Annotated in this window: 20 protein-coding genes and 3 tRNA genes; 14 read left to right on the top strand and 9 right to left on the bottom strand. The window is 65.6% G+C overall.

The features are described from left to right. Positions 1–40 precede the first annotated feature (40 nt). A complete protein-coding gene (locus QN350_RS11710) occupies positions 41–1,060 on the bottom strand; it encodes a LacI family DNA-binding transcriptional regulator (RefSeq protein ID WP_322138258.1) in 1,020 nt (339 codons plus the stop codon). 168 nt (positions 1,061–1,228) lie between these two features. Between QN350_RS11710 and QN350_RS11705 the strand changes: the two genes are divergently transcribed. From QN350_RS11705 to QN350_RS11695, 3 genes are all read left to right on the top strand, one after another. Beyond that, positions 1,229–1,310 (top strand) — tRNA-Tyr (locus QN350_RS11705). Between the two features lie 84 nt (positions 1,311–1,394). Then, positions 1,395–2,225, top strand: a complete 831-nt coding sequence (locus QN350_RS11700; RefSeq protein WP_322138257.1) for an inositol monophosphatase family protein — start codon at positions 1,395–1,397, stop codon at positions 2,223–2,225. A 291-nt stretch (positions 2,226–2,516) separates the two neighbouring features. Further along, the gene (locus tag QN350_RS11695; protein WP_322138256.1) at positions 2,517–3,806 is read left to right on the top strand and encodes a M23 family metallopeptidase; all 1,290 of its coding nucleotides are present in this window, start codon (positions 2,517–2,519) and stop codon (positions 3,804–3,806) included. Positions 3,807–3,822: 16 nt separating this feature from the next. Here the strand turns inward: QN350_RS11695 and QN350_RS11690 are convergent, their stop codons facing one another. Continuing rightward, complete coding sequence (locus QN350_RS11690; protein WP_322138255.1) at positions 3,823–4,743, bottom strand: GTP pyrophosphokinase family protein; 921 nt, start codon at positions 4,741–4,743, stop codon at positions 3,823–3,825. A gap of 272 nt (positions 4,744–5,015) precedes the next feature. Between QN350_RS11690 and QN350_RS11685 the strand changes: the two genes are divergently transcribed. Then, positions 5,016–5,939 (top strand): endonuclease domain-containing protein, encoded by a 924-nt coding sequence (locus tag QN350_RS11685; protein WP_322138254.1) that lies wholly within the window; start codon positions 5,016–5,018, stop codon positions 5,937–5,939. 127 nt (positions 5,940–6,066) lie between these two features. On the opposite strand, the gene QN350_RS11680 is transcribed toward QN350_RS11685, so the two are convergent. Next, positions 6,067–7,734 (bottom strand): alpha-amylase family glycosyl hydrolase, encoded by a 1,668-nt coding sequence (locus tag QN350_RS11680; protein ID WP_322138253.1) that lies wholly within the window; start codon positions 7,732–7,734, stop codon positions 6,067–6,069. Positions 7,735–7,909: 175 nt separating this feature from the next. Here QN350_RS11680 and QN350_RS11675 point away from each other — a divergent pair, with 175 nt between their 5' ends. The 6 genes from QN350_RS11675 (at position 7,910) to QN350_RS11650 (ending at position 13,969) form a co-directional block, all read left to right on the top strand. Then, the gene (locus tag QN350_RS11675; protein ID WP_281533316.1) at positions 7,910–9,148 is read left to right on the top strand and encodes a sugar ABC transporter substrate-binding protein; all 1,239 of its coding nucleotides are present in this window, start codon (positions 7,910–7,912) and stop codon (positions 9,146–9,148) included. Between the two features lie 118 nt (positions 9,149–9,266). Next, a complete protein-coding gene (locus QN350_RS11670; protein ID WP_323503303.1) occupies positions 9,267–10,889 on the top strand; it encodes an ABC transporter permease subunit in 1,623 nt (540 codons plus the stop codon). A gap of 1 nt (position 10,890) precedes the next feature. Beyond that, entirely contained in the window at positions 10,891–11,799 is a 909-nt protein-coding gene (locus tag QN350_RS11665; RefSeq protein WP_322138251.1) for a sugar ABC transporter permease, read from the top strand. A 14-nt stretch (positions 11,800–11,813) separates the two neighbouring features. Continuing rightward, on the top strand, positions 11,814–13,709 hold the full coding sequence (locus QN350_RS11660) for a glycoside hydrolase family 13 protein (protein ID WP_322138250.1): 1,896 nt from the start codon (positions 11,814–11,816) through the stop codon (positions 13,707–13,709). Between the two features lie 81 nt (positions 13,710–13,790). Next, positions 13,791–13,862, top strand: a tRNA-Thr gene (locus QN350_RS11655). 33 nt (positions 13,863–13,895) lie between these two features. Further along, a tRNA-Met gene (locus QN350_RS11650) sits at positions 13,896–13,969 on the top strand. 87 nt (positions 13,970–14,056) lie between these two features. On the opposite strand, the gene QN350_RS11645 is transcribed toward QN350_RS11650, so the two are convergent. Together QN350_RS11645 and QN350_RS11640 are read right to left on the bottom strand one after the other, a co-directional pair. Continuing rightward, the gene (locus QN350_RS11645; protein WP_322138186.1) at positions 14,057–15,007 is read right to left on the bottom strand and encodes a site-specific integrase; all 951 of its coding nucleotides are present in this window, start codon (positions 15,005–15,007) and stop codon (positions 14,057–14,059) included. 365 nt (positions 15,008–15,372) lie between these two features. Next, positions 15,373–15,972 carry a helix-turn-helix transcriptional regulator gene (locus tag QN350_RS11640; RefSeq protein ID WP_322138185.1) on the bottom strand — a complete coding sequence of 200 codons (600 nt, stop codon included), beginning with the start codon at positions 15,970–15,972 and terminating at the stop codon, positions 15,373–15,375. Between the two features lie 102 nt (positions 15,973–16,074). Here QN350_RS11640 and QN350_RS11635 point away from each other — a divergent pair, with 102 nt between their 5' ends. The 4 genes from QN350_RS11635 to QN350_RS11620 all read left to right on the top strand — a co-directional run bounded on the left by QN350_RS11635 (position 16,075) and on the right by QN350_RS11620 (position 19,539). Next, entirely contained in the window at positions 16,075–16,281 is a 207-nt protein-coding gene (locus tag QN350_RS11635) for a helix-turn-helix transcriptional regulator (protein WP_241976220.1), read from the top strand. Positions 16,282–16,440: 159 nt separating this feature from the next. Further along, positions 16,441–16,827: a hypothetical protein gene (locus tag QN350_RS11630; protein ID WP_322138183.1), complete on the top strand. Its 387-nt coding sequence runs from the start codon at positions 16,441–16,443 to the stop codon at positions 16,825–16,827. Between the two features lie 557 nt (positions 16,828–17,384). Beyond that, the gene (locus QN350_RS11625; RefSeq protein ID WP_323516408.1) at positions 17,385–18,182 is read left to right on the top strand and encodes a hypothetical protein; all 798 of its coding nucleotides are present in this window, start codon (positions 17,385–17,387) and stop codon (positions 18,180–18,182) included. A gap of 4 nt (positions 18,183–18,186) precedes the next feature. After that, positions 18,187–19,539 (top strand): alpha/beta hydrolase, encoded by a 1,353-nt coding sequence (locus QN350_RS11620; protein WP_322138181.1) that lies wholly within the window; start codon positions 18,187–18,189, stop codon positions 19,537–19,539. Positions 19,540–19,689: 150 nt separating this feature from the next. Here the strand turns inward: QN350_RS11620 and QN350_RS11615 are convergent, their stop codons facing one another. The 4 genes from QN350_RS11615 to QN350_RS11600 all read right to left on the bottom strand — a co-directional run bounded on the left by QN350_RS11615 (position 19,690) and on the right by QN350_RS11600 (position 24,071). Next, positions 19,690–20,520 carry a M15 family metallopeptidase gene (locus QN350_RS11615; RefSeq protein ID WP_322138180.1) on the bottom strand — a complete coding sequence of 277 codons (831 nt, stop codon included), beginning with the start codon at positions 20,518–20,520 and terminating at the stop codon, positions 19,690–19,692. Positions 20,521–20,645: 125 nt separating this feature from the next. Then, positions 20,646–20,816 carry a hypothetical protein gene (locus QN350_RS11610; RefSeq protein WP_166792604.1) on the bottom strand — a complete coding sequence of 57 codons (171 nt, stop codon included), beginning with the start codon at positions 20,814–20,816 and terminating at the stop codon, positions 20,646–20,648. A gap of 186 nt (positions 20,817–21,002) precedes the next feature. Next, positions 21,003–22,322, bottom strand: coding sequence for a magnesium transporter MgtE N-terminal domain-containing protein (locus QN350_RS11605; protein WP_322138178.1), 1,320 nt, complete (start codon positions 22,320–22,322; stop codon positions 21,003–21,005). A 78-nt stretch (positions 22,323–22,400) separates the two neighbouring features. Then, positions 22,401–24,071, bottom strand: a complete 1,671-nt coding sequence (locus tag QN350_RS11600; RefSeq protein WP_322138177.1) for an Nramp family divalent metal transporter — start codon at positions 24,069–24,071, stop codon at positions 22,401–22,403. Positions 24,072–24,502: the final 431 nt, after the last annotated feature.

Here is a 24,502-nt window from a genome sequence, read left to right as displayed (position 1 = left end):
ACGACGGCCGTGGATTCGACGCGGCGCGCGCGGGTGAGGTTCAGCCCTGGGCCGGGCGGGCGGTGCTCGACCGCACGATCAGGTCGAACGGGATGGCGGTGTCGAGTTCCACGGGATCGTGCTTTCCCGGCTGCAGCTCGTCGAGCAGGATCTCGACGGCCTTTTCGCCCTGCCACTGCGGGAACTGGGCGATCGTGGTGAGCCCGAAGAAGTCGGCGAGCTCGTGGTCGTCCGTGCCGACGACGGACACGTCCCGCGGCACGACCAGCCCGAGGTCGCGCGCGGCGAGAATGCTGCCGATCGCCATCTCGTCCGATGCGGCGAAGATCGCACTCGGGCGCTCGTGCGGGTTGCCGAGCAACTGCTTGGCGGCCTGGTACCCGCCGCGGACCGTGAAGTCCGCAGCCTGGAACAGGGCGGGGGAGGGCGTGATCCCCGCTCCGGTCAGGGCGAGCTCGTAGCCGAGGCGCCGGTTCGTCGGCAGGTGGAAGTCGAGGTCGAGTTCGAGGTTGCCGCCGATGTGCGCGATCCGGGTGTGCCCGAGCGCGAGCAGGTGCTCCGTCGCGAGCCGGGCGACGGCGACATCGTCGATCGTGAGGGTTCGCACGCCCGCGATCGGGCCGCCGATGCCGACGAGCGGCTTTTCGAGCGCGTGCAACCGGGCCACCTCGTCCGGGTTCAGTTCGAGGGAGACCGCGATGACGGCATCCACTCTCTGGCGCAGCAGGAAGTGCTCGAACACGCTGCGGCGTTCGTCGTAGTCCCCGGCGAGGCTGTAGAGGGTGAGGTCGAATCCGCCGCGGAGCAGGGCCTTCTGCGCACCCTCGACGACGTTGGAGAAGAACCAGCGGTCGAGGAACGGCACGACGACGCCGATGTTCTTCATCCGACCGGATGCGAGGCTCGAGGCGTTCGAGGACACGACGTAGCCGAGTTCCCCCGCAACGGTCTCGACCCGGAGCCGGGTGGCAGGGGAGACGTGGCCATTGCCGCTCAGGGCGCGGGACACCGTCGCTGTGGACACGCCAGCCTGGCGGGCGACGTCGTCGATGCCGACCATGCGGCTCCTCACAAGTCAGGGGGAAATGGCCCTTCAGCGATCATATCGAGCGGGCGCATCCGCCTGCCGACACCAATGGTTCCGGACGCAATTTCGCACGGGGGCAATTCCCTTGTATTCTGTCTGAGCGTCTCCGGTCAGGTGGTTTCACATGGTCGGGTGCGCAATGGCAAGTTACCCAAGTGGCCAAAGGGATCTGACTGTAAATCAGCCGTCGTAGACTTCGGGGGTTCGAATCCCTCACTTGCCACAACCAATACCCCCGGAAGCCCTGGTTTCCGGGGGTTTTTGCGTCTCCCGTCCTGCCTTCCCCTGCGTCGTCTAGCGTGGAAGCATGACGATTCCCGCCCCGACCGAACTGCTCCGCCTCGCCCAGGACACCGCGCTCGTCGCGGGAGAGCTGGCCGCCAGGCGACGCGCGGAGGGTGTGGAGGTCGCCGCGTCCAAGTCCTCGCCGGAGGACATCGTCACCTTCGCCGACCGGGAGACCGAAAACCTGATCCGGGCGCTGCTCGCCGAGGCCAGGCCGAATGACGGCTTCTTCGGCGAGGAGTCCGCGGCGACCCCCGGCACCTCCGGCCTGACCTGGGTCGTCGACCCGATCGACGGCACCGTCAACTTCCTCTACGGCATTCCCGCATGGGGCGTCAGTATCGCCGTCGTCGAGGGCGACGACCCGGCGACCTGGACGACCCTGGCCGGCGCCGTCTTCAACCCTGCGCTCGGCGAACTCTTCACCGCCTCCGCCTCCGGCGGGTCCCACCTCAATGGCAGCAGACTCCAGGTGGCGACGGGCGTTCCGCTCAACCTCGCGCTGGTTGGAACCGGCTTCTCCTACCGCGCGGCCGTGCGGCTGAGGCAGGCGAACGTCGTGCACGGCCTGATCGACCGGGTTCGGGACATCCGTCGGATCGGTTCGGCCGCGCTCGATCTCTGTTCTGTCGCCGCCGGTCGCCTCGACCTTTATTACGAGCGCGGGCTAAACCCGTGGGACCAGGCCGCGGGCGCGCTCGTCGCCCGCGAGGCCGGCGCACGGGTCGGAGCCTTCGGTGAGGACCGCGAGGGAATCGACCTCCTGATCGCCGGGGCGCCCGACCTGTACGCCGATTTCGAGCCGATCCTGGCCCCGCTCTTCACTCAATTTATGAGTTCTCAGGAACGGTAGCGCCGCCGCCGCCGAGTGCCCTGCGATTCCGGGGTGACAGCGGAAATCGGGTCCTAACCGTGCCCCCAGGACTGACGGCAAAAAACCCCGCATTGGGGTGTCATTACGTGCAAAGGAATGGAATATTCGAGCCTCGCGAGCTAGCCTGTAGTGATTCGTTACTTTGGCCTGGCCAAGACGACCACGCTCGCCACTGTCCGCCGCGCCGAAAGAATCCACCCGACTTTGTCTTCTCACTCCTCCACATCGCGCGCTTCTGCGCGTGCCGCGAGTGACTCCGAAAGCCCGGTGGTGAGCGATTCCTCAGCTCTGGTCCAGCCCGCCCGCACTGCTGTGCCCGTACATCCGGCCGCCCTGACCCGCCGGGAACTGCGCGAGCAGGAACGCCTCGCCGCGGCACCCCTGGCCGCAGCGCACCGCGCAGCAGCAGCCGACGCACCCGCCGATTCCGCCGTGCCGAGCGCCGCCCGACCGGTCGCACTCAACACCGACGCCGTGCAGGTTCTCGCCGATGAACTCGCCGAACCCGTATTCGCCACCGTGACGGTCAACGATTCCGACCGCCTGATCGCGGCCCCCGCCGCCGCAGACGCCCCCGAGACCGACCTCGACCAGCTCCAGACGGATGCCGCGGCGGCCACCTCGCTCCCGCAGCCGACCAGATCCCACACTCGCGCCGCGAAGTCCGGTTCCCACGGCTCCGCCCGTGCCGCCCGGGCGATCCGGGCCCTCGACGACGCCGCCCAGCCCGTTCGCCCGTCGCGGACCACATCACGGACCGCGTCACGCGCCCTCCGCAGCGGCACGATGAAGCAGCCGACCCACCGCCCCGCCGCCCCGGCGTCGTCCCAGCGGCCGGCCCCGAAGCTGCGCCGCCTGGCCACGACCGGATTCACCGTCGTCGCCATGGCCTTCGTCGCCCTGATGGCCGTGTCCACCTCGCTTCCCGCAGAAGCCCTGCTCTCCTCGGCCGACGTGCAGGCCGCAGCCCGGCTCTCCACGCAGACCTCGCCGGTCGAACCGGCGCAGACGCTCAGCATGGACGGCGGCACAGACACGATTTCCGTCACGCGTGATGGTTTCGAATCGAAGTCGATCGCCGAGGTCGCCGCTGCGAGCGGCATCCGCATGGAAGCGACCTTCACCAACAACCCGAACGGCACGATCCAGTGGCCCTTCGCGGTCGGCGTGCACATCGGTGACCGGTTCGGCTATCGCAACTGTGCCGGCTGTTCCGCGGACCACCAGGGTCAGGACTTCAACCCCGGCATCGGCGCCCCGATCCAGTCCATTGCCGACGGAGTCGTGAGCTTCACCGAAGACGGCGAAGGCAGCCTCGGCGTGCACATGATCATCGACCACGTCATCGACGGCAAGGTCGTCTCGAGCGTCTACGCGCACATGATCCACGGCTCGATGCTCTTCAAGACCGGCGACGTCGTCAAGGTCGGCCAGGTCATCGGCAAGGTCGGCAACACCGGAATGTCCACCGGCCCGCACCTGCACTTCGAGATCCGCCTCGGCGGCAAGGACGGCGTCCACGTCGACCCGCTCGTCTGGCTCCGCGCCAACACCAACTAGCGCTGGTCGCTGGTCGCTAGTCGGTGACGTCGCTCGTCCGGCCGCGATCGATGGCCTCGAGCAGGCTCGTCGGCAAGGCGAACGGGGTCAGCCCCGCGATGCTCAGCAGGTCGTCCCCTGTCCGTACGGCGGGTTCGAGGGCGACGACCTGATTGTGCAGGCGCTCCATCTGGATGTCTAGGCGATTGGCGACATCCGCCGCCTCTTTGAGCTCGGCGACGAGGTTCGCCGGAACGACCCCACGGTACTTGTAGAAGATCTTGTGCTCGAGGCTCGCCCAGAAGTCCATCGCCACGGTGCGGATCTGGATCTCGACGGTGACCGGCTCGACCCGGTCGGACATGAACACCGGGATCGCGACGATCAGGTGCAGGCTCTTGTAGCCGTTCGACTTCGGGGTGGTCACGTAGTCCTTGACCTCGAGGACGGTGACGTCCTCCTGGCTCGTGAGCATGTCGAGCACCCGGTAGGTGTCCGAGATGAAGCTGCAGGTGACCCGGATGCCCGCAATGTCCTGGATCTGCCGGCGGATGTCCTCGAGGTCGAGCGGGCAGCCCTTGCGCAGGGCCTTGTTGAGGATTCCCTCCGGCGACTTGATCCGGGAGCTGACGTGCTCGATCGGGCTGTAGTCGTGGATCGACGCGAACTCTTCCTTGAGAATGTTGATCTTCGTCATCATCTCGTCGGTCGCGAACTTGTAGGACATCATGAAGCGCGTGAGCTCGGTCTTGATCTCGTGGTGGCGCGCCTTTTCGGCGTCGCTCTCGGCCTGGAGTTCGGTCAGTGCCGCGTCGTGGGCACCGGTACGGGCCTCGCCTCGGTTCCCTGAACCGGGCTCGACGACGACGAGGTCGGTATCGGTGCTCTCCTGCTGGACCAGGTCGGTATCCGTGCTCTGCTGGGTGCCGGCGACGCTGTCGGTCTGTGGGGCGGTCACGGTGTGCTCCTTCTGCGGGCGCCGAATCTGCGCCGCTCCCTCAATCCTCCCACTTCGGGGCTGCGGGTCGGCTGGGACGACGCTGGGGGCTCCCGATGACCGACGCCGGCCACGCCAACGCGAAATGCAGGACCAGGCGCGGGTTGAGGCTGGGGGAGCCTCAGTGGCGTTCTGATCCTGCATTTCGCACCGGTAGATGTTCGGTGGGGCGAGTTCTCCACAGATCCCGGCCGCGGCGCCCGGCGAGAGCCCTGCCGCGACAACCTGTGGTGATGACGGATGCTGCGACGGTGATCAGGCGGGTCGGAGGAGCCGCCAGTCTCCGGCAGCTCGCGGACGCGGGGCTGCCCAGGGCACAGGTCCTGCAGGCCGTGTCTGCCGGGTCCATCCGCCGGGTGCGGAACGGGTGGTTCGCCGTTCCCGAGGCTCCGACCGATGTGGTCAGGGCCGTGCGGGTCGGCGGCACGCTGACCGGGGCATCCGTTGCCCGGCTGCACGGGCTCTGGCTCCTCCCCGACCGGATGCTGCACGTCCGTGTCCCCGCGACGGCGAGCCGGTTACGAGACCCCGGCGACCGCTCTCGACAGCTCGAGGCGGAGGCGCATCGGGTGTGCGTGCACTACAGCAGGTCTCCGGGTACGGGGCGCTCGCGCGACCCGCTCGTCCGTGCCCTCACGGAGATGTTCCTCTGCGACCCGGGCGACGCCGCGATCGTCGCCGTCGACTCCGCGCTCAACCTCCGTGAACTCGCTCCCGGCGCACTCGCCGAACTCTCCGCGAACCTCAGCCCGGCCCAGCGGACGCGGCTCGCGCTCGTCGACGGCAACAGCGACTCCGGGCTCGAGACGCTGTTGCGGTTGTTCTGCGTGCGCCAGCGGATGCGCGTGCGCACCCAGGTCCGCATCCGCGGCGTCGGTCGGGTCGACCTGCTCGTGGGCGAGCGCCTGGTGCTCGAACTCGACGGCGAAGGATTCCATACCGGAATCGAGTTCGAGAACGACCGCCGTCGCGACTTCGAACTCGTCCAGCTCGGGTATCTCGTCGTCCGGATCAGCTACAAGATGCTGCTGCACGACCGGGAACGCGTCGAAGCCGGAATCCTTGCGCTTATCCGCAGGGACGAGCACCTCTGGACCGCATCGCGCGTCCGGCCGCAGCCGGCGCCAACGCGAAATGCAGGACCAGGCGCCGGTTGAGGCTGGGGGAGCCTCAGTGGCGGTCTGATCCTGCATTTCGTGAGCTCGGGCACCCGCCCAGGCGCGCGCACCGTCAGGCGCAGGCGCAGGCGCAGGCGCCTGACGCAGGCGCCTGTGAGGGCGGGAGCTAGGCGCGCAGCCAGGCGGTGGTGTCGCCGTGCAGGGTTCGCCCGGTGAGCGGTTCGCTCGTGAGCAGTACCTCGCCGGCGGGGAGGGTGACGGATGCCGCCCCCGTGTTCGCGACGACGGTCACGCTGCCGTTCGTGAACGCGACGACCGCATCGCCGAGCCCGTTGAGCCAGGACACGGAGCCGAGTCCGAGGTCGTGCTCGCGCCGGAGCCGGAGGGCGAGCTTATAGAGCTCGAGGGTCGACGTCGGCACGCCTTCCTGCACGTCGCGGGCGAGTTCGCCCCAGATGGCCGGCTGCGGCAGCCAGCTGGCCGCGGTCGGGCCGAAACCATAGGACGGGGCCGAGGCGACCCAGGGCAGCGGCACGCGGCATCCGTCCCGGCCGTAGCGCTCGCCGTTGGTGCGGAACCAGGTCGGGTCCTCGCGTGAGGCGTCAGGCAGGTCGACGACCTCCGGCAGGCCGAGTTCCTCACCCTGGTACAGGTAGCTCGAACCGGGCAGGGCGAGCATGAGAGCGGATGCCGCCCGCGCGCGGCGCAGGCCGACGACGGTATCGGGCAGGCCGACCGTCTTCGGGCCGATGCCGTGGCCCTGCAGGTTGTCGCCCGTGAGCGCGAGGCGTGAGGCGTGCCGGACGACATCGTGGTTGGAGAGCACCCAGGTGCTCGGTGCCCCGACCGCGCTGAAGGCGGCGAGGGAGTCGTCGATGACGCGCCGGAGGCCGGGGCCGCCCCAGAGAGTCTCGAGGTAGGCGAAGTTGAAGGCCTGGTGCATCTCGTCGGGGCGCACCCACTCGGCGACGTGGCTGAGCGGGTCGACCCAGGCCTCTGCGGCCAGGATCCGGTCGCCGGGGTACTCGTCGAGCACGAGCCGCCAGTCGCGGTAGATCTCGTGTACTCCGGGCTGCGCCCAGTACGGCGCGGTCGCGGCCGGTTCTGCGACGACGCCGGGCTCGAGGGCGGTTGCCCCGCCCATGCTTCCGCCATCGGCGGGTGGGGTGTAGTCGGGGAGGCCTGCGGCCTTGATCATGCCGTGTGCGACGTCGACCCGGAAGCCGTCAGCGCCGCGGTCGAGCCAGAAGCGCAGCACGTCGCGGAACTGTGCGCGGACCCAGGGGTTCTGCCAGTCGAGGTCCGGCTGGCTCGAGTCGAAGAGGTGCAGGTACCACTGGCCCGGAGTGCCGTCGGCCTCCATGACGCGGGTCCAGGCGAGACCGCCGAAGACGGATTCCCAGTTGTTCGGCGGCAGCTGGCCGTTGACGCCCTTGCCGTCGCGGAAGATATAGTGCCCGCGCTCCTCGCTGCCGGGGCCGGCCGCGAGGGCGGCCTGGAACCAGGGGTGGTCACTGGACGAGTGGTTGGGCACGATGTCGACGATGACCCGGATGCCGAGGTCGTGCGCCGTGGCCTGCAGGGTGGCGAAATCGTCGAGGGTGCCGAAGAGCGGATCGACGTTGCAATAGTCGGCGACGTCGTACCCGGCGTCACGCTGGGGCGACGTATAGAACGGTGAGAGCCAGATGGCGTCGATGCCGAGATCCTGCAGGGCGGGAAGGCGGCCGGTAATGCCGGCGAGGTCGCCCATACCGTCGCCGTTCGAGTCGGCAAACGAGCGCGGGTAGATCTGGTAGATAACGGCGGTACGCCACCATTCGGAGCCTGTCATGACCAAAACTTTACTGCATGGAATCCCTCATGAAAGCGTTTGCAGAAATCCATGTTTAAACGATTCCGACAAACTTTCAGATACCATCGCGCTGTGAATTGCCAATCAACAGTCCATCGACTAGAAATGTAAACGCTTGCACTTTTGATTTGTTCGTTCTACGAGAGGCACACCAATGATGGTGAAGAAGAAAGCCCTGCTTGCCGCCGGCGCCGTACTGGCGGCCGCGACTCTGGCCCTGACCGGCTGTTCGGGTGGAGGGGCCACCTCCACAGCGAGCGCCACCGCCGCCGCCGGAACCGGTAGCCTGACCGTCTGGGTCGACGCCGACCGCGCCCCCGTGCTCAAGGATGCCGCCGCGGCGTTCACCCAGGAGACCGGCGTCGAGGTGAAGCTGGTCCAGAAGGACTTCACGAAGATTCAGGACGAGTTCGTCGCCCAGGTCCCCACCGACAAGGGCCCGGACATCACGATCGCCGCCCACGACTGGCTCGGCAACTTCGTCGCCAACGGCGTCGTGCAGCCGGTCGAACTCGGCGACACCGCCGCCAACTACCAGAAGGTCGCTGTCACGGCGATGAGCGTCGAGGGCAAGACCTACGGCGTGCCGTATTCCATCGAGAACATCGCGCTCCTCCGTAACACCGCGCTCGCGCCGACCGCTCCCGCCAGCTACGACGACATGGTCGCAGCGGGCAAGGCCGCCGGCACCGAGTTCCCGTACCTCGTGCAGCTCGGCCCGGACGCCGACCCGTACCACCTGTACCCGTTCCAGACCTCCTTCAGCGCCCCGGTCTTCGGCACCAACGCCGACGGCAGCTACAACGCCAACGACCTGTCCATCGGCAACGCCGGCGGAGAGGGCTTCGCGACCTGGCTCGGCGCCCAGGGCGCAGCGGGCAACCTGAGCCTCAACGTCACGAGCGACATCGCCAAGGAGAAGTTCCTCGCCGGCGCCTCGCCCTTCCTGATCACCGGCCCGTGGAACGTCCCGGACGCCCAGAAGGCCGGCATCACTGTCGCGGTCGACCCGATCCCCTCGGCCGGCGGCCAGACCGCACAGCCGTTCGTCGGCGTGCAGGGCTTCGTCGTGAGCGCCAAGAGCAAGAACGCCCTCGCCGCGAACGAGTTCCTGGTCAACTACATCGGCAGCGAAAAGGTGCAGACCGCCCTCTACAAGGTCGGCGGGCGGGCCCCGGCCAACACCGCGGCCTTCGAGGCAGCCAGCTCCGACCCGATCACCGCCGGCTTCGGCAAGGTCGCGGCCACGGCCGTCCCGATGCCGAGCATCCCGCAGATGGGCAAGGTCTGGCAGTTCTGGGGCGTCACCGAAGCCGCGATCATCTCCCAGAAGGGTGACCCGGTCGCCCTGTGGCAGAAGATGACCGCCGACATCCAGGCCGCCATCAAGTAACGAAGCACCACAGCACCGCCAGCACCACAGCACGACAGCACGACGGATGCCCGTCCCCGGCCCCCGCGGACGGGCATCCGCTCACCAGCACCACCTGCACCCGAGAAAGCGGACAACGATGACCACACCACGCACCGAACAGGACGCGGCGCAGCTCCGGCAGACGAAACGCTCCCGGCGGGCCGCCCGGGTCGCCGAGGCCGCCTCCGCCGGGGTCAAGGTGCTCCTCGTCAAGATCGTGCTTCTCGGCATCGTCGACGCGATCAGCGTCTACGCCCTCTTCGTGCTCGTGATGAAGCAGGACTGGGTCGTCGTCGGCCTCGTGACCTTCGTCACCCTGGTCGTCAACTGGATCTACTTCAGTCACCAGAAACTCCCGGCCAAGTACCTCGCGCCCGGGCTGATCTTCCTCCTCATCTTCCAGATCTTCGTGATCGGCTACTCCGGCTACATCGCCTTCACCAACTACGGCACGGGCCACAACAGCACCAAGGCCGACGCGGTCAACGCACTCATCGTCTCCTCGCAGGAACGGGTCCCCGACTCCGCGAGCTACGGCCTCACCGTGCTCGAACAGTCCGGCGAGTTCAGCTTCCTCGTCACCGATCCCGACGGCACCGTGAGCGTCGGCTCGGCGACGAGCCCCCTCCGCGTCGTCACAGACGCGACGACGGATGCCGCGGGCAAGGCCACCGGCCTCGCCGGCTACACCTCGCTCCGCTTCGCCGACATCGTCGCCCAGCAGCAGGCCATCGCCGCGCTCTCCGTCCCCGTCTCGGACGACCCGAACGATGGGTCCCTCCGCACCCCGGACGGGTCGAGCGCCTACCTCTACGTCTCCGACCTGGTCTACTCGGCCGCCGACGGCACGATGACGAACAGCAGCACGGGCGTCGTCTACGCCGACAACGGCAAGACCGGCTCCTTCGTGGCGCCGAGCGGTGAGGAACTGCTCCCCGGCTGGAAGGTCGAGGTGGGCTTCGCGAACTTCGTGCACGCCTTCGGCTCCGAGTCGATCCGCGGTCCGCTGATCAGCGTCACCCTGTGGACCTTCGCCTTCGCCTTGCTCTCGGTGCTGACCACCTTCGGGCTCGGCCTGTTCCTCGCGATCGTCTTCAATGACCTGCGGATGCGTGGACGGAACGTCTACCGGGTGGTGATGATCCTGCCGTACGCCTTCCCGGCCTTCCTCTCCGCCCTGGTTTGGGCGGGCATGCTCAACCCGCAGTTCGGCTTCGTGAACCAGGTGCTCTTCGGCGGGGCGGACATCCCCTGGCTGACCAACGAATGGCTCGCGAAGTTCAGCATCATCTTCGTCAACCTCTGGCTCGGCTTCCCGTACATGTTCCTGGTCTGCACCGGGGCGCTGCAGTCGATTCCGACCGAGATCCAGGAGGCCGCGACCGTGGACGGGGCAAGGCCCTGGCAGGTATTCCGGCTGATCAAGCTCCCGCTGCTGCTCGTCTCGGTCGCGCCGCTCCTGATCTCCTCGTTCGCGTTCAACTTCAACAACTTCAACCTGATCTACATGCTCACCGGCGGCGGTCCCCGCGACGTCACGGCCGGCGTGAACGTCGGAGCCACCGACATCCTCATTTCGATGGTCTACAAGGTCGCCTTCGTCGGCGCGAGCCGCGACTACGGGCTCGCGAGCGCGTTCTCGATCATCATCTTCCTGCTGGTCGCGCTCGTGTCGATCATCAGCTTCAAACAGACCAAGGCGCTAGAGGAGTTGAACTGAGATGCGAATCGCAGCCCCCGAAACCAGTGACCTGTACATCCCGACCAAACGACCGTTCAACTTCGGCCGGTGGTTCTCCCGCACCGGCTGGCGGCACCTCGTCGGCGCCGTCATGGTGGTCTTCTCCGCCTTCCCGCTCCTCTATGTGCTCTCCGCGTCGCTGCATCCCGGCGGCACCCTGATCACCGCGAACGGCCTCTTCAACGAGATCGACCTCGGCAGCTACACGACCCTGTTCAACCTGCCGCAGCAGCCCTACGCCGCCTGGTACGGCAACACGCTCCTGATCGGCACGATCACCTCGGTCTGTACCGTGTTCCTCGGAGCGCTCGCGGCGTATTCCTTCTCCCGCATGCGCTTCCGCGGACGTCGGGCGGGGCTGCTGATGCTCGTCCTCGTGCAGATGTTCCCGCAGCTCCTCGCGGTCGTCGCGATCTTCCTACTGCTCAGCGGCATCTCGGACATCTTCCCCGCGATCGGCCTCGACACCCAGATCGGGCTGATCATGGTCTACCTCGGTGGCGCCCTCGGCGTGAACACCTACCTGATGTACGGCTTCTTCAATACGATCCCCGCCTCGATCGACGAGGCGGCCAAGATCGACGGCGCCGGCCACGCCCGGATCTTCTTCACGATCATCCTGAGGCTCGTCGCCCCGATCCTCGCCGTCGTCGGCCTGCTTTCCTTCGTCGGTACGACCAACGAGTTCGTGATCGCGAGCATCGTGCTCATCACGCCCGAGAAGCAGACCCTCGCCGTCGGCCTCTACCAGTTCGTGTCCCAGGAATTCTCGAGCAACTACTCGGTGTTCGCCGCCGGGGCCGTGCTCGCGGCGCTTCCGGTGATGGCACTGTTCCTGTTCCTGCAGAAGTACATCGTCGGCGGGCTGACCGCCGGTTCGGTCAAGTAAGAGCACTCGGCACGATGCGCCTGCCGCCCCATGCCGAGCCCCACCACGACGGGTCGCCGCTGTACGTCTCCACCCAGATGCCCGCGCTCGGGGAGACCGTGCGGGTGCGGGTGCGCGTTCCCCGGCAGTTCGGCGCGGTCGGTGCCGTGTACGCACGGTCCAACCCCGACCGGGAGCCGCGATTCAGTGCCGCACACCTGCTCGGCACGCTCGACGGCGCCCAGTGGGTCGACGGCGCCCAGTGGGTCGACGGAGCCCAGTGGTGGGAGGCCGAGGTGCTCGTGGAGAACCCGGTGCATGGCTACCGGTTCCTCCTCACGCTGGCCGACGGCGGCCACGCCTGGCTGAACGCGAGCGGTGTGCACTCCATCGAGACACTCGACTCGGAGGACTTCAAGCTCGTCACGTTTGCTTCGCCGCCCGAGTGGGCGCAGTCGACCGTGATGTACCAGGTCTTCCCTGACCGGTTCGGCCGGTCCGCGGAGGCCGACGAGCGGGACACGCCCGCATGGGCCATCCCGGCGGACTGGAGCGACGATGTCGACCAGATACAGCCCGGTCGGTCGCACCAGTTCTACGGCGGTGACCTCGACGGCGTGATCGACCACCTCGACCACCTCGCCCGGCTCGGCGTCACCCTCGTCTACCTGACCCCGGTGTTCCCCGGCGCGTCCAACCACCGCTATGACGCCGCGAGCTTCACCGAGGTCGATCCCCTCCTCGGCGGCGACGAGGCCCTGGTCAGGCTCGTCGGTGCCGCGCACGCGCGCGGCCTCCGGGTGATCGGAGACCTCACCACCAACCACTCCGGCGACCGGCACGACTGGTTCCGGGCCGCGCACCGCGCCCCGGCGGCCCCCGAGAGTGCCTTTTACTATTGGTTCGACGACGAACAGCAGGACTACGCCTCCTGGCTCGGCGCGCGCAGCCTGCCCAAGTTCAATTGGGCCTCGCCCGAGCTCCGCCGGCGCTTCATCGAGGGCCCCGAGTCCGTCGTCGCGCACTGGCTCGAACCGCCGTACAGCCTCGACGGCTGGCGCATCGACGTGGCCAACATGACCGGGCGGATGCTCGGCGACGACCTCAACGCCGAGGTGCGCCAGACCATCCGCCGCACCATGATCGAGGTCAACCCTGACACGATCCTGCTCGGGGAAAGCACCAATGACGCCGCGAGCGACTTCCAGGGCGACGCCTGGCACGGCGCGATGACCTACGCGAACTTCACCCGCCCGGTCTGGGGCTGGCTTTCGAAGCCGAACAGTCCCTCCTCGTTCTTCGGCCTGCCCTACGGCACGATCCCGCAGTACACCGGGGTGCAGTTCGTCGAAGCGCATCGTCGCTTCACCGCCGGGTTCCCCTGGCGCACCCGGCTCGCCACGATGAACGCCCTCGACACCCACGACACGCCGCGCTTCCGCACCCATGCGCTGGCCGGAACGGTGCCGGTGGCGTTCGGTCTCTCGGTGACGTTGCCCGGCATCCCGGTGATCTTCGCCGGGGACGAGTTCGGCCTCACCGGAGACGACGGTGAACACTCGCGCACGCCGATGCCCTGGGCGAGCGCGGGGGAGCCGGCCGTCGCGGAGACGATCGACCTCTACGCCGCCCTGATCCACCTGCGCACCGGCCACCCGGCCCTCAACGGAGGCTCGATGCGCTGGCTGCACGTCGACGACGACGTGCTCGTCTTCGTGCGCGAAACGGCCGACGAGTCGGTGCTCGTGCTGGCGGCGCGGGCGCCCGGCGCGGTGTCTCTGCCGGCCGGGGCGCTGGCGGGGGCGGATGCCGCGACGCGGCTTCTCGGCGGCGCCGAGCTTGTGGGCGCGACCGGCGGCATCCGCCTCACAGCGCCCGGCCCGTCGTTCACGGCGTGGGCGCTTCCCGGGGTGCTCGTGCCCGTTGGGTGAAACGGTCACGGGGAGGCCGGCGGAGATGATAATGTTTACCGGTTGCCGAAATTCAGGGCGCAACTTCTGAAAAGAAGTTCTGCCCCCTTAGCTCATTGGTAGAGCACTTCCTTGGTAAGGAAGAGGTAGTGGGTCCGATTCCCACAGGGGGCTCAGGCTTGGGCGGTCGTGAGGCCGGCAGGTCGTGGCGGGGTAGCTCAGTTGGTTAGAGCACACGGCTCATAATCGTGGTGTCGCGGGTTCAATTCCCGCTCCCGCTACAAAAACCCCGGATTTCTGCGGAAGTCCGGGGTATTTTTTCGCCCTCCAGAGGCCAACCCCGCATAAACCCCGCACTTTGAAAGCCACTAACCCCGCACTTTGGATTTAGGGACAATCATCACGTCGAGTGCCTTGGCCGCTTTTGTGCCTCCTGTGCTCTTGGCCATGTAGACGTCCTGCGTCAGCGACGGGTTCTCATGACCGAGGTAATCGGCAATCTCGCGGGCGCTCAATCCGGAGTGATCAAGTGCCGTCGCGACCGTCTTCCGGAAGCTGTGCGTAGTCACCGTCGGGTAGCCGAGGCGGTCGCGCGCGTCGCGCCAGTCCCGTGACGTGTTCCGCGGATCGCGGATGTTTCCGCGCACCGTCGGGAAGACGAGGTCATACTCGCTGCGCACCCGGATCCGCCCCTGACGCTCCATCAGGAGGTCCCGGAGCGAGTTCGGGATCGAGATCGTGCGCGCGCCAGCCTTCGTCTTGGGATGGTCCTGGAGCAGGAGGCCACGACCGTGGGCGCGCACGACGTTCGCCTCGATGCTGATCGTGCCCGCGGCGGGGTCAAAGGCCGACCATCTCAGGGCCAGTGCCTCGCCCAGACGACTTCCCGTGCCTGCGAGGAACACGATCACGTCGGCCTGATCCAGTTCGTTGAGACGCGGGTCGCGGCGGACGGCCTCGAGCAGGTCGGGTAGATCCTGGACGGGGATCGCCGTGGCGCCCTGGCGACGCCGGGTGATGTTGCCGATCTCCCGGACGGGATTCACTACGACCGCGTCGGAACGTGCGGCCACGCCCATCATGCCCGAGAGCACGGCGCGGCAGGACTTCGCGGCGCCCGGCCCACACGATGACGTGATCTCACTGATGAACCGTCCGAGCCGCTCCGTCGTCGCCTCAGACACGGTGAGAGCACCGATCTTCGGCTTGATGTGGTGGGCGATGGTCTGGCGGTAGGTATCGATCGTGCGGGGCGCGCAGTCCTCCTTCGTGGCCAGGAACCGATCGGCCAGGTGGGCCAGAGACGTCTGTCGATTCACCTCGAGGGATCTGCTCGCCGTCGCGGTGTCCAGCGCCGTCTGCAGCGCGATCCTGGCCCGCGCTCGAGTGGTTGCGAACCGTTCGATCTGACGGAGAGTCCCATCGTCGAATCGGTAGCGCGTGCGCGCCCGCCACCTACCGGGGGACACCTCCTTCACGCTCAGTGTCCCGTAATTGCTGATTGGTGTTCGCGGTCGCACCATCCTCGGCCTCCCTACAAGTTCCGCGCTCTGCGCCCGTCAGCGACGCTGCGGAGACGCTGGCAGCGTCTCCGCGTTCCACCGACGATCTTGCCCCACATAGGTGACACGGCGCTTCCCCGTCATAGGTCGCCCCTGCTGTTGTTCATGGCTCCCGTCGCACATCAATGAGCCCAGCCGTCGAGTAACCAACCGGCCGAGGTCAGGTACGTGGACAGTTGCGTGATGCGTCGGTTGGCTTCGTTCAGGCGTTCCTGGGTGGTGTTCCACGGCTGGCCGGTGTCGTTGTCGCCGGCGGCCGTGTTCAGTGTGGCTTCGACCTGGAGGTTGCTGACGAGCCGGTTGCGTTCTCTGATGAGCGCGTCGAGCTCGCGCATGGTTTGTAGTTGGGTGCGTTCGGAGCGTTCGTCGGTTGTGGTCCACCGGTAGGCGCCGTCGGTCTCGCCGGAGATCCAGGCGTCGAATTCGACGACGGTCATGCCGTCGAACGCCAAGCTGAGGTTGGGCAGGTCGAGGGTGTCAGTCGGGCGGCCGACGGGGGCGAGGAGGAACAGAGGGGAGACTCCGAGGGCGTGGGCGATGTTCAGCAGCTGGCTGACGGCGAGGTCGCTCTTCCGGCCGGCTTCGATGTTCTGCAGGATCGCCTCGGTGACGTTGTCGCCGGGGATCGTGTCGGCGAGTTCTTTCGTGGTGCGGATGCCGCGGTGCTTCCGGATGGCTTGGATGCGGTCGCCGATGCTTGTCTCGGTCCGAAAGTCTGTCATGCGGACAAGATACTACGCAATCTCTTGTCAAATGTCAGAAGTCGCCATATTGTGACCTCAACATTGGAACAACCGGAAGGTTGTCATCGAGACAGGATGATCGTGGACGACGACTATATCCTCCCCGCCACCGTGGGTGAGATCACCGGAATGAAGACCGGTGCCCTGGCCCAGCTGCGCTACTTGGGCAGGGGTCCGCGGTTCTACAAGCCCACACCCCGGACGGTGCTCTACAAGAGATCCGAAGTCCTCGCCTGGATCGAAGCCAGCGCCACCACCCGCACCTCCGAGCCACCAACCCGGCACTGAGCCATCTAGCCACTGGCGCGGCTCTCGGTCGCGCCGGTAGGAAGGCCCGGGTCCACGCCCGGGGCCACGGAGCGTCACCAGCAGAGGAGTCGATCGATGCGCAGACGAGCGTGCACGGCCGACACGTCGCCTCCCGCTCGTAGGGGTGGGTGAAGTCTCGTGGGCTTGTATGCGGCGAAGAACGCCGTCCTGGTCGCCGCCCAGCTGGGCTTGGGTCATGCGTCGAGAGTGTTGCTGATCCACATGGCCCTGGAGTGCTGGGACGACGAGCACAATCCCGGCGGGCAACCGCCCCGACGCTACTTCGCCGGCCGGGAAGCGTCCGCTATCGCCCTCGGGTTCCTCGCCCCGTCCAACGGGAGCGCCGCGGCCCACCAGGCCGTCAAACGTGCCGTGACCGAACTCACCCACACCGGCGCGATCACACGGTTGCGCTCGGGCCGGAACGGGCGCGCAGCCGAGTTCGAACTGAACCTCAACAGCACCAAACCGCCGACGCCTGATCGCCGGCTCCCGGAGTTCCGGGACCGGGTCACGGATGCCTAGGGGGTCACTGAGCGTCCACCTCAGGGGTACGCTCACCGTCCCCTTCAGGGGTACGAAAACTGACCCAGCAAGGGGACGCTCACCGTCCCCTTTAACAGTAAGGAACAGGAAGAACAAAACTGGAGCAGTACGCGCGCGCGAGACGAGCCTGTGGATAACTCCTCCGAGAACACCGGATGTCCCGGCCAGTGCGGGCAGCTCGAACGACGAAGAGGCGCTGAAGATCGTTGGCGCGACGTCCTCTCCGGAGGGACCTCGAGGCGAGTGCGCACACATCTGCCCGGTCGTGTACCCCGTCATCGAGAGCGAATAGGTAAACGACGACCCGAGGGCACTCTTTCCCTGTCCCGCCGCCGCCCCCTCGCTGCGCTCGCTTCCCAACCCCCCACACTCAACGGCATTGTGTGGGGGGTTGGGAAGTAAAGGGGTGGTGGTGGGACAGGGAAAGAGTCAGAGGTAGATGAAAGAAATATGAATGAAAGAAAAAGAAAAAAACAAAGAGAAAAGACAAGAAGAAGAACGGTGAGTGGCTGAAGTTCTGAGGGACGGGGAGCGGCATGGTGCAGGTGACAGAGCGTGATCTGGCGATGGTCGAGTGGCTGGGCGTTGTGCGTCTGGCGGAGGTCGATGCGATCCGGTGGGCACTGGGCGCGATGCTCGGTTCTGCGGAGCCGATCAGTACAAGGAAGGCTCAGCACTGGGTGATGCGGATGGTCGAGGCTGGCCTCGTCGCCCGTGCGCGGCCGACGTTCCAGGGCGCGTCGATCGTCTGGGCGACGCACGATGCTATCGGAAGACAGCCGCCGAACCTGTTCCGGCAGACCACCCGGCATGAGGTCGCGGTCGCGGCGGTATCGGCCCGGTATCTTGCTCTCGGATATACCTGGAAGCGCGACCGACGACCGGTCAGCCATCTCGACCACCAGGCCGACGGTGTCGCAACCTATGGCGACTGTGTGGAGCTTGTCGAAGTGGAGCTGACCGCGAAGTCCTCACCGCGATACAGACTGATCTGCGAGAACCACTCGATGCGGCTCGCTCGTGACGGGATATCTCTGGTCGTCTACTTCTGCACGGCGGATGCCGACCGAGTCGTGACTATAGAGGCCGACAGATTCATCTTCCGCACAGAACGCCCGCGGCTTGTCTCAACGATCGCCTTCGACAAGCGGGGGCACTGGCTCGGCAGCACACTCGACCCGCGCGCCACAATCGGACCGTCGGGTGCAGGACGGCGCAGGGGCGATGATGCGATCAACCGGAAGCTGGAGAAGACGACGTCCGCGACGTCTATGGCACAGTTTGGGACCGGCATAGGGGTCGGTAATCGTACAGCGAGGGCAGGGGATACTTGACCTCGTGACCAACTCACTTCTGACATTCAACATCGTCGATGGACAGATCGTGTTGGTCTTCAGCGCACTGAGTATGGCAGCGTTGATCTATCTCGTAGTGCGTCGCGAACCACGATCACTCGGCGGCCGGAGAGCGCTTCGACGACGTCCTACCGTCCGATGGGTGCGCACCGTTCTTGTGGCAGCTGGGCTCGGGGCCATCGCGGCGGTTATCACTCTGAGCATCACCGAACTCGGCCTCAACGTATTCGGAACACCATTGCAATCCGATACGCGGTACTGGGTAACCGGGGCCTTTGCTGCTCTAGGGGTCGCGATCGTGAACCTGTGGCGTTCACGAGGCTGGAGAAAAGTCATCGCCGCAACCACGATCCCTCTCTTTCTCGTGACGGCGATGTTCGGTATCAACGCCGGGTATGGGCTCAACCCGACACTGGCGTCACTGTTCAATATTGACGTCGGGCAACCGCTGACGGTGCCGCCTCAAACTGCCCCGACATCCCAGGTCCCGGCTGAGCCCGCGGCGCCGCTCTGGACCACATGGAAGGCGCCGGCCGGGATGCCCGCCAAAGGCCAGTACGGAACCGTGACGATTCCGAACAAGGCGTCGGGGTTCGCGGCGAGGCCGGCATACTTATACTTGCCGCCGGCGGCCCTTGTGCCCGACCCTCCGGCTTTGCCGATTTTGATCATGATGATGGGCCAGCCCGGTGGCCCCGACGGAAGTTCCCTGTTCGTCTCGACACTTGATTCCATGGCGGCTGCCAACGGCGGCTTGGCACCGATCGTGCTCACGATTGACCAGATAGGCAGTCCCGAGAAGAATCCTTTGTGCATAGACTCGCCCGCCGGGCGAGTGCACACCTATGTCATGAGCGACGTTCTCGACTACATTCATGCCACCTTGCACGTAGCCGATGGGCGCCAGAACTGGGCAATCGGAGGTTACTCCAACGGCGGCACATGCGCCCTATCCTTCGGGGCAAAACACCCGGACGTTTTCGGATCGCTGCTGGACATCTCAGGGGAGATCGAACCCTCGCTGGGCTCAGAGAGCGCGACCCTTCGCAATGGCTTTGCAGGAAATCAAGCCGCGTACGACGCCGAGAAACCGCTCAACATTATGAAAGCTCATCACTACACCGACATGTATGCGATCTTCACATCTGGAGAGAAGGACCCGACCTACACCGCCGAGGCAACGACAGCCGAAGCAGCAGCAAAGACAGCCGGTATGACAACGGCCCGGCTAACCGGGCCTGGCGTCACGCACGCAGCAGACGCGGTCAAATTCGGATTCCCCGCAGGACTCACCTTGCTCTACCCACGATTCGGACTTCAGAAACCCTCCAGGTGAACGCATCGTGACAGGCGATCACCATCTGCGTTTCCCATCGAGGACCCAGCCTCACGTCGCGGGCCCAAAGCTGGCCGAACTGGGTTGATCTTGGGCGGGCGTGGGAGATGCCGGCGTCGTGTTGGCCGCAGGCATCGCGATTGGCAGCGGCTATTTGTACTGCGGTGCCGCGGGGAGTCCGAAGAATTCTTCGAGTGTGCTGACGCCGTTTGCGTGCATTTCTGTGGCCAAGTCGATCCCTACGAACCGGAAGTGCCATGGCTCATAGGTGTAGCCGGTGATGGGTACTTTGTCAGCCGGGTACCGAAGGAGGAATCCGAACCGCCATGCGTTTGCCGCCAGCCATGAGCCCTGAGTAGTGTCGCCAAAGCAAGCTGCGAGCGAACACTTGGCTGGCAGGGCGCTGATGTCGATCGCGAGTCCTGTCTGGTGTTCGCTCGTGCCGGGCCGTGCCGTGTCGGTATCAGCGGCTGCTTGGCCATTGGCCGTGACGTCTTGGTCGTAGACCCCGCGTTGGGTGTCATAGCTGCGAAACGCGCTTTGGGATTGCATCTTGAGCCCTGTTTCAGCCGTGAACGCGGCGAACATGGCAACCACTGCGTCAGCTGCCGGCTTCCGGAGTTGCGGTTCCCACACATGAGGCACTCCCACGACGACGAGATCTGGAGGGGTGAAGTCGAGGGGCTTGAACGGTCTCGCCTTATTGACGACGACCCATATGCTGTTGGGGTCGTCGACTGAGTGCGCGGTCCGGTTGAACGGGGCCCCTGCGTCGGGCGAGGACGGAGACGACGCAGACGGCCCCGTCGAAGTCGGGCCCGCCGTGGGAGTTCGGGAGGAATCAGCTGGTGCGCCGCCCGGGTCCACCGAACACGCGTTCAGTGTCAGGACCAGCGCCAACACAACTGCGACGCCGGCGACTTCTGTGGTCAGTCGCCGCAGCAGAGTCCGTGCCCTGAGTGAAGCTGATCTTGCTTGCATTCCTCTGACCATATGCTGACTAACTGGGACGAGCGTCCTCGGCCTCGAGACCGGACCTGATCTGCCTTGCTTTGCGCGGCCACCGGGCTGGAACGACTTCCTCAGGGTCGACGTTGGCTTTCGGACTATTCGCCCGCGTCAATCCGCTTCGCGATGAGGCGAAATGCCTCCCACGTGAGGGTGCTGTCGGCCGCGACCATCTTCATGAATCCGTCCAACGGCAGGCCAACGTCGACGAGTAACCACTTGGCGCGCACTTCTTCCGCCAATGCATCGATCTCTTCGGTGAGCGTCATGACTATCTCCTCTTATCTATCGTGAACGTAGTCTCCACGTGTTCCTGCCCCTGGTTGGGGCGCAGACGTCGACGGTGGGGACTGATCTGATCCTGCTGACTAGGGAACGTGATGGTGGGCATTCGGTCTACGCTCAGCACCGCCTTAATGAGCGTTGTCAGTATTTCGCCGCCAATGTGGGCGGGTTCAGTCTTCGTCGGTGAGTGGAGGCTGAGAGCTGTGCGCCTGGGCCTCTCGGCGTCGCCAGACTTCTGGTAGTGCGGCTTCGAGGGCATCGTCGACGGTGATGATGCCGAGGATATGCCCGTCCTCAGTCAGTACCGGCAGGGTGAGGAGGTTGAAGTCCGCCATCCGCGTTGTGACGTCGATGATGTCGTCTTCGGGGGCGGCATGAACTGGCTCCGGGTCGACGATCTCCCTCAAGATGAGATTCGCATCGGCTTGGAGGGCGCGGATGATGCTGACCGCTCCGGTTAGGCGCTCCTCGCTGTCGAGGGAGTAGATGGTGGTGAGTGCTTCGGGCTGTTGGGTTGTGGATGTCCGGATGATGTCGAGTGCGTCTCGTATGGTGGCGTTTTCGGACAGGGCGAGATACTCCACACCCATGAGTCCTCCAGCTGTTGCGTTGTGATAGCCCAAGAGTGTGAGGACTTTGGTGCGATGAGGTTCGGGGAGGAGTGCGAGTACGTCCTGGCGCCTCTCCTGGGGCAGGTCGGTAATGGCGTCAGCCGCGTCGTCGGCGCGCATGCGGGACAGGACCGCGGCGACATCCGTGGTGCTTCTGGACTTGAGGAGTTGGGAGAGACTGTCTTCCTCGAGTTCCTCGAAAACGTCAGCTTCGAATTCTGGGTCCGCGTGGACCTGGGCGAGGAGCTCGTCTTGTTCCTTGGCGTCTGCTGTTTCGATGATGTCCGCCATCTGCGCGGCCTTCAGTCGGCGCAGTTTCCCGAACGACGTACGAACGAGTACGGAGGGTTGGTGTCCGATTAGGGCTTCGAAGGAGCGCCAGTCCCGCACGGGATGATTGCCCTTGTCGCGGCGTGAGGACCACCAGTGTGACTGGTGGACGTTGAGCCCGGTGACGACCCAGACGCCCGGGGTCGGGCTCAGGTACACGTCGTGGGCGGGGGCCAGCCGGGTGAGGTACACGTCGTGGGCGCGGACTAGGGAAGCGAGGTCCACATCGATGAGCCGATGGCCGAGGACATCGGCGTTCAAGAGGACCTCGCCTGGCCGGCGTTCGAATGCCCGGACGTCGAGACGGGCGCTGGCCAGCTGAATGCGATCGGGCTCCAGAGCCTCGACGTCGGCGATGGGGACGAACACCGTTTCGGAGCCGACTCGGACCACGAGCGCGGTCAGGAGCGGATAATCGTCTCCTCGGAGGCGGACGATAACGTCAGCGAGCCTGCCGAGGGCTTTTCCTTGGCCGTCGACGACGGTATGCCGGAGCAACTGCGAGAGGCCGACCTCGGAATCGGTCATGCCGCGGATCGTCGTGTTCACTGTGGGTCTTCTTTCCCGATCGATGCTTGGTTTCGTGGCGGAGTTGAGGGTGTTGACTTGAGCGTAGGACTCATTTGGTCAGTGGCCGAGAGCGAGTTGAACTACCCGCACGACGACCAAGGCCATCGCCAGGAGCAGGTAGGTGCGCAGGACAGCAAGACCGATGCGCCGGCCGGTGGAGAGCTCGGGTCTGGACAGAAGGGCCAAGGGTGGCATCCTCCAGCGCAACCGCTGGGCGTGCTCCATCTTCGGGACGGGCTCACGAGCGGGGCGTCGGCGGCGCAGCACACCCACGATCACACCGGTGGCCAGGCCGAGGAAGGTGCCCCCGCCGAGGATCCACAGGATCGCACCGGCCGTTATCTCCGGGAACAACACGCTGGCCGTGAGGACGATGGAGAGCATGACCAGGATGGCGACGACCACCGAGGTGAACAGGTTCAGCCACTTGCCGTTGACCCAGGGTCCGAGGACTTCCTTGTCGTTACAGAGCAACAGGAGAAAGACCGTAGCGGAGGGCAGCAGAACTCCGGCGAGGGTTTGCACACCGACGGTCAAGAGCCCGAGCGGGCTACCGGGGATGAGGACGACGGTGGCAGCGATCACGAGCAGGCCCGCGAATACGGCGTAGAACCCTTTGGCTTCCCACGGTTTGCGGTGCAGTGAATGCTTCAATCCCAACACGTCGCCCAGGGCGTATGACGTGGAGAGGCCGACGGCAGCCGCCCCGATGATCGATGCGTCGATCAGCGCGATTGCGAACATGATTCCCACGCCTGGACCCACATACTTACCGAGGCCTTCGGCCACTCCTAAGGCGTCGGTGAAGTTGCCGAATTCTGGTCGCCCCGTGAAGGTCGCCGAGGTGAAGCCGATGATCGCGGCCGCGCCGACGATCACCATCAGAATCCCGATCCACAGGTCGACCTTTTCATAGTTCATGAAGCGCGGGGTGATGCGTTTGTCGATGACATAAGACTGTTGGAAGAACAATTGCCACGGGGCGACGGTAGTTCCAACAATTCCGATGATCAGCAGCATCACTGTCGAGAGTTGTGAACCTGCGGGCATTCCCGGAATGATGAAGTTCCTGGCCATCTCACCCAGATTCGGGCGAGAGAGCACGAAAACGGGAACGAGAAGCAGTGACCCAGCCACCAGGAACAGGCTGACGCGTTCGAATCTTTTGAAGGATCCAGTACTCACGGCGCCTAACACGAGCAGGGCTGCGACGATGACGCCGGGGACCTGGGGGATGCCCAGGTATTGGAGCCCCAGACTGATCCCGATGAATTCGGTAACGATGGTGAGCGCGTTCAGGATGAACAGGTCGATGACGCTGAACGCACCCCAGAACTTTCCGAACCGTTCCAGGATTAACCGGGCATGGCCCACTCCTGTCACCACGCCCAGCCGCAACACCATCTCCTGATTCACATACAGAACCGGAACCAGCAAGAGCAGCGTCCACAAGAGTGAGGTGCCGTAATTTTGTCCGGCCTCGGTGTAGGTCCCGAAGGCGCCGGCATCGTTATCGCCGACTATCACGATGAGCCCGGGGCCGAGGATCGCTAGCAGGGTACGGAACTTGGCCGGGAACCCTCGGCGGGGTGCATCATCACCCAGACGAATGGTGCCCATTGCACCTTCAATATCGCCGAGATGGGCTGAGTCGAGCACGGCGGAAAGCGGCCCCGTCGGGGTCGGGCCGGTTTCAGGGCTGGTGACGCTTTCGCTGCTGTTCGTCATCGTGTGCGGCTTTCTGCGCAGGGAGCGAGTATGTGTACGCGTGGGAAGTCCGGAGGCGTTGCCGGAAGAGCGCGGGCCAGGGGCCGTGCGCGGGGAAGAGCGAGTGTCTAACGGGCAAGGACGGGCAGGGGGAGACAGGGTCTATGGCTTTTGCTCATCGGCGTTCTCCCTCCACTTCGTTCAGCGCGCACGAAGAGTCCGACCTGACCGGCCGAGGTGACCTCTTCTCATAAGACCTTTGGCACTTTGCGGCGTTAACCCGGGAATCGGGAGCCAATCGGGGAAATCCCTTGTTCCGGGAAAACCTGTCCTGACCCGGGGCGTCTCTGGACGTTGGGGGTCGCTGGCTTGTATCTGGCGAGTAGTTCCAGGAGGTACTGCTAGTCCGGCGAGGTGGTTCTGATCCTCCGGGCAGGTGGTACTGGCGGCGG

This window comes from Cryobacterium sp. 10I5, assembly GCF_035019865.1.
In the GTDB taxonomy this organism is placed as follows: domain Bacteria; phylum Actinomycetota; class Actinomycetes; order Actinomycetales; family Microbacteriaceae; genus Cryobacterium; species Cryobacterium breve_A.
This window is presented reverse-complemented; position numbering and strand designations above follow the sequence as displayed.

Bases quoted from the DNA above. Each gene is read 5' to 3' on its own strand.
- QN350_RS11710 (WP_322138258.1), bottom strand. From the start codon at position 1,060: ATGGTCGGCATCGACGACGTCGCCCGCCAGGCTGGCGTGTCCACAGCG.
- QN350_RS11700 (WP_322138257.1), top strand. From the start codon at position 1,395: ATGACGATTCCCGCCCCGACCGAACTGCTCCGCCTCGCCCAGGACACC.
- QN350_RS11685 (WP_322138254.1), top strand. From the start codon at position 5,016: ATGACGGATGCTGCGACGGTGATCAGGCGGGTCGGAGGAGCCGCCAGT.
- QN350_RS11680 (WP_322138253.1), bottom strand. From the start codon at position 7,734: ATGACAGGCTCCGAATGGTGGCGTACCGCCGTTATCTACCAGATCTAC.
- QN350_RS11675 (WP_281533316.1), top strand. From the start codon at position 7,910: ATGATGGTGAAGAAGAAAGCCCTGCTTGCCGCCGGCGCCGTACTGGCG.
- QN350_RS11670 (WP_323503303.1), top strand. From the start codon at position 9,267: ATGACCACACCACGCACCGAACAGGACGCGGCGCAGCTCCGGCAGACG.
- QN350_RS11665 (WP_322138251.1), top strand. From the start codon at position 10,891: ATGCGAATCGCAGCCCCCGAAACCAGTGACCTGTACATCCCGACCAAA.
- QN350_RS11660 (WP_322138250.1), top strand. From the start codon at position 11,814: ATGCGCCTGCCGCCCCATGCCGAGCCCCACCACGACGGGTCGCCGCTG.
- QN350_RS11640 (WP_322138185.1), bottom strand. From the start codon at position 15,972: ATGACAGACTTTCGGACCGAGACAAGCATCGGCGACCGCATCCAAGCC.
- QN350_RS11625 (WP_323516408.1), top strand. From the start codon at position 17,385: ATGGTGCAGGTGACAGAGCGTGATCTGGCGATGGTCGAGTGGCTGGGC.
- QN350_RS11615 (WP_322138180.1), bottom strand. From the start codon at position 20,520: ATGCAAGCAAGATCAGCTTCACTCAGGGCACGGACTCTGCTGCGGCGA.
- QN350_RS11610 (WP_166792604.1), bottom strand. From the start codon at position 20,816: ATGACGCTCACCGAAGAGATCGATGCATTGGCGGAAGAAGTGCGCGCC.
- QN350_RS11600 (WP_322138177.1), bottom strand. From the start codon at position 24,071: ATGACGAACAGCAGCGAAAGCGTCACCAGCCCTGAAACCGGCCCGACC.